The sequence below is a fragment of the Staphylococcus agnetis genome (assembly GCF_002901865.1).
Classification (GTDB): Bacteria; Bacillota; Bacilli; order Staphylococcales; family Staphylococcaceae; genus Staphylococcus; species Staphylococcus agnetis.
On sequence record NZ_PPQF01000049.1, the window covers coordinates 1 to 3546 of the forward strand.

The following is a 3546-nucleotide window of genomic DNA, read 5'->3' on the forward strand; positions in this document are numbered from 1 at the left end:
TTTATATTGGTACCAATCAGACAATAACTTCAAATTCGGATCATTGTCAGGAAGATCATAATTAAATTTATAATTATTGTTTTTTTCTGTACCAGAAAATTTTACATGTTTTGCTTTTTTTATATCTATTTTTTCGCCATGTTGTATAAGCAATTTAACGTTTTTAATATTCTTCTCGATTTCGGGAGGCACTTTCTTAGTTGGACGTAATTGACCACCTTTGTATTCAATCGGAACTTCCTTACTTTTTTCGGTATGAAATGGATCATCACCTGTTCTGTAATCTAGTTCATATGTTCCTGTAATAGTTTTATTATTACGATTTACATCTAGCCATATCGACTCGTATATCGGAGTCTTTCCGTTGTTTACCTTTCTATAGATACTTGCTTGAATCACCCATGTCCCTTTGTCATCTTTTGAAAATGAGGCATCTCGTTGCCCTTCTCTATCAAAAAATGTTTCTAAACGACGCGTCGGATAAAAATCGAGTTGCTTTTGCACTTGACTTGATAATTCATTTTGAAAATTATTTTCAGCTGTTTCAACGTTACTCCAGATAAATTTAAGAAGGATGATTGGAATAATGATGATGATGATTCCAATCACTATGTATTTGAGCCACTTCACCGTTGATATCCCCTATCTATATTAAACTTTAATAATATTATACTTAAGTTATTGAGATTTGAACAACTTTTATTTTAAAATTTTCATTAAAAAAAGGGTCAGACAACACATGTCCGACTCCTTCAAAATCTATCATTTATTTTAAAATACATCTCCTAATGTAGCGGCGAGTATCGCTTTAATCGAGTGTAATCGATTTTCAGCTTGCTCAAATACAACTGATTGTGCGCCATGAAAAACATCGTCTGTGATTTCCATTGCTTCAAGCCCAAATTGTTGATGTATTTTTAAAGCTGTTTGTGTTTCTAAATCATGAAAAGCAGGTAGACAGTGCATCACAATCGTATCAGGATTTTCTGTTAAAGCCAACATGTGAGCGTTCACTTGATATGGCAATAACGCATCAATACGCGCCCCCCATTCTGACGTATCTGCCCCCATCGATAACCATACGTCTGTATAAATGACATCCGTATGATGTACCGCTTCTTTAATATTTTCTGTTATGCATAGTTGCGCACCACTTTCTTGTGCATACGTTTGTGCCAATTGTTGTACAGCCGTACTTGGTTGTAATGATGACGGTGCCGCTATATGTACATTCACCCCTAGAATAGCGCCTGTGACTAATAAGTCATGTGCGACATTGTTTGCCGCATCACCTACATACGTTAACGTTTTGCCCTTTAATGACCCAAAATGTGTTTTCAAAGTCATAAAATCAGCAATCATTTGGGTTGGATGCCATTCATCCGTTAATCCATTCCAAACAGGAACACCTGACGCCTGACTTAATGTTTCTACGTCACTTTGTTTGAACCCTCTAAATTCAATACCGTCATACATACGTCCTAGCACATGTGCAGTATCCGCTATCGATTCTTTCGCACCTAGGTGAAAATCACCTTCACCGTAATAGTCGACTTGTGCACCTAAATCTTTTGCAGCCACACTAAATGCAGCACGCGTTCGAGTTGAAGGTTTCTCGAAAAGTAATGCGATATTTTTCCCCTTTAAATAAGGATGTGGTAACTGATGCTTTTTCTTATGCTTCAGCTCCAATGAAAAATCAATGAGTGTTTCAAGTTCTGCTTTCGAAAAATCAATCGTTTTTAGAAAGCTTTTCCCTTTAAAATCAGTAATTTGTTTTAATGTTGTTGTGTACGTCCCATCTAAACCACGTCCTCTTTTTCGAATGTTTATACAGAATAAATTATATTTATACTATATAGTGTATCGTTATACTAGAGTGTCTTTAGAAGTCAATACATGATTTATAAAAAAAGACATGCCGAGACATGTCTTTAAAAATGGTTTCTATATTTAAATTTGTGGGATATTTTCTATAGCTTTAATATTGTTATTTTCAACATACACGCGTATGGTATGCGCATTATTTTCATCATCATCATAGTACCAATAGTGATTATTTTTTAACGTAGGGGGACCATGTACGTTTAAAAATGCCTCTGTTGTGACAAGTTGTGGTACGATGTACAAATCCGACACAATACGATTGTCGTAATGAATACCGATATTGCCATAGATGAAAACCTCTTTAGTATCAATGCGTATTTTTGATGAAGGTTCACCTAACATCTTTTGCGCCTCACGTTGTGCCATACCGACGTGAATGCCATCATATGAACCCGTATGAGCATAATGCATAAATTCTTGGCTAAAGGATGAACTTAATACATTAATAGACGTATTTACTTTATGTATTTCTTTCTTATTCTCATCTGCATGTGTAGGTGATAGATAAATTAAACGCACCATAAATACAGAAACGATGAAAATCCATACTATCATCAATACGCCTATCACCCATAACCACCGTTTGGCAGATGACATTGCTGTGATATCGGCGTCCTGATTCCCACAAAATTCACAATTTGATTTCTCACATTTTGAGTAGCGCGCATCTGGATGATATCGCATTGGTTTTCCCCCTATCACATTTAAAATATGTGTCATGTCTTATTCCTAACAAAACTACATTCAATAATATTCTAACTTTTTAACATGATTTTAGTATTAATCTCATGTTAAGTTTACAGTGACTCAAATTAATATAAATGAAATAGGTGATTGTGATGATTTTTATTGGTATTGATTTAGCGTGGACACCACATAAAGAGACAGGAATATGTGTGTTAAGCCAATCCGGTGAAGTGTTAACCCTTTGCGTCGATAGTTATTCCATCGAAGACATCATACGCATCATAACGTCATATCATCCACCTCTGAGTATCGGTATCGACGCCCCGCTTATCGTAAAAAATGAGACTGGCGCTCGTGAGGCCGAAAGACTACTCATGAAAACGAAAATCCATGGTTATCGCCAATACGCTTTTATTGCCAATCGTCACTTTTTAAAGAAAACGTATGGTGAGATACGGGGAGAAATTTTGTTATACGCGCTAAAAGAAGCATATCCAGATTTAACTTTACATTTATCTAAAACAAAGACACATGTCATAGAAACCTTTCCTACTTCAATAACCTGTGGCTTGTTTCCTGAATACTTTCCTTTTCGATATAAACAAAAACGCCATGTCTCATTCGACCAATCCCTTCAAGGTCTTCAAACATTGTGCCACTGTCTATTATCTCAAAAAGGGCCATATGCTTTATACGGGTGTACAGCTTTAAAAAACATTGATTGGACCGACTTGACACGCCATACAAAAAAGCATATCGAAGATCAATTGGATGCCTTACTTTGCGCATACGGCTTGTATACACTTTTTCATGATTTATCCACACCACTCTTATGTGGGGTGCCAGAAAACGGTGCAATCGTCATTCCTATAAAGGAAAATCAGGACCACCCGTAAAACGGGTGGTTTGCTCTTGGGCTATAAGCCCGCTTTACCGGCTAGCGTCTAAAGGCGCTGGCTTTTTCATTTCATG

The 3546-nt window shown here is 36.4% G+C and carries 4 protein-coding genes; 1 reads left to right on the forward strand and 3 read right to left on the reverse strand.

Translation table 11 applies throughout. The features are described 5' to 3' along the window. The 3 genes from CD172_RS08035 to CD172_RS08045 all read right to left on the reverse strand — a co-directional run. On the reverse strand, window positions 1–630 hold a 630-nt coding region (locus CD172_RS08035), incomplete at its 3' end, for a Csa1 family protein (protein WP_103346030.1). Window positions 631–771: 141 nt separating this feature from the next. Further along, the gene (gene argF, locus CD172_RS08040) at window positions 772–1773 is read right to left on the reverse strand and encodes an ornithine carbamoyltransferase (protein WP_103346031.1); all 1002 of its coding nucleotides are present in this window, start codon (window positions 1771–1773) and stop codon (window positions 772–774) included. Between the two features lie 180 nt (window positions 1774–1953). After that, complete coding sequence (locus CD172_RS08045; protein ID WP_103346032.1) at window positions 1954–2571, reverse strand: hypothetical protein; 618 nt, start codon at window positions 2569–2571, stop codon at window positions 1954–1956. Window positions 2572–2726: 155 nt separating this feature from the next. Here CD172_RS08045 and CD172_RS08050 point away from each other — a divergent pair, with 155 nt between their 5' ends. Further along, window positions 2727–3470: a DUF429 domain-containing protein gene (locus CD172_RS08050; RefSeq protein ID WP_103346033.1), complete on the forward strand. Its 744-nt coding sequence runs from the start codon at window positions 2727–2729 to the stop codon at window positions 3468–3470. The last annotated feature ends 76 nt before the right edge of the window (window positions 3471–3546 follow it).

What these genes read in the sequence shown, in the direction of transcription:
- CD172_RS08045 (WP_103346032.1), bottom strand. Translation starts at nt 2,571, where the DNA reads ATGCGATATCATCCAGATGCGCGCTACTCAAAATGTGAGAAATCAAAT.
- CD172_RS08050 (WP_103346033.1), top strand. Translation starts at nt 2,727, where the DNA reads ATGATTTTTATTGGTATTGATTTAGCGTGGACACCACATAAAGAGACA.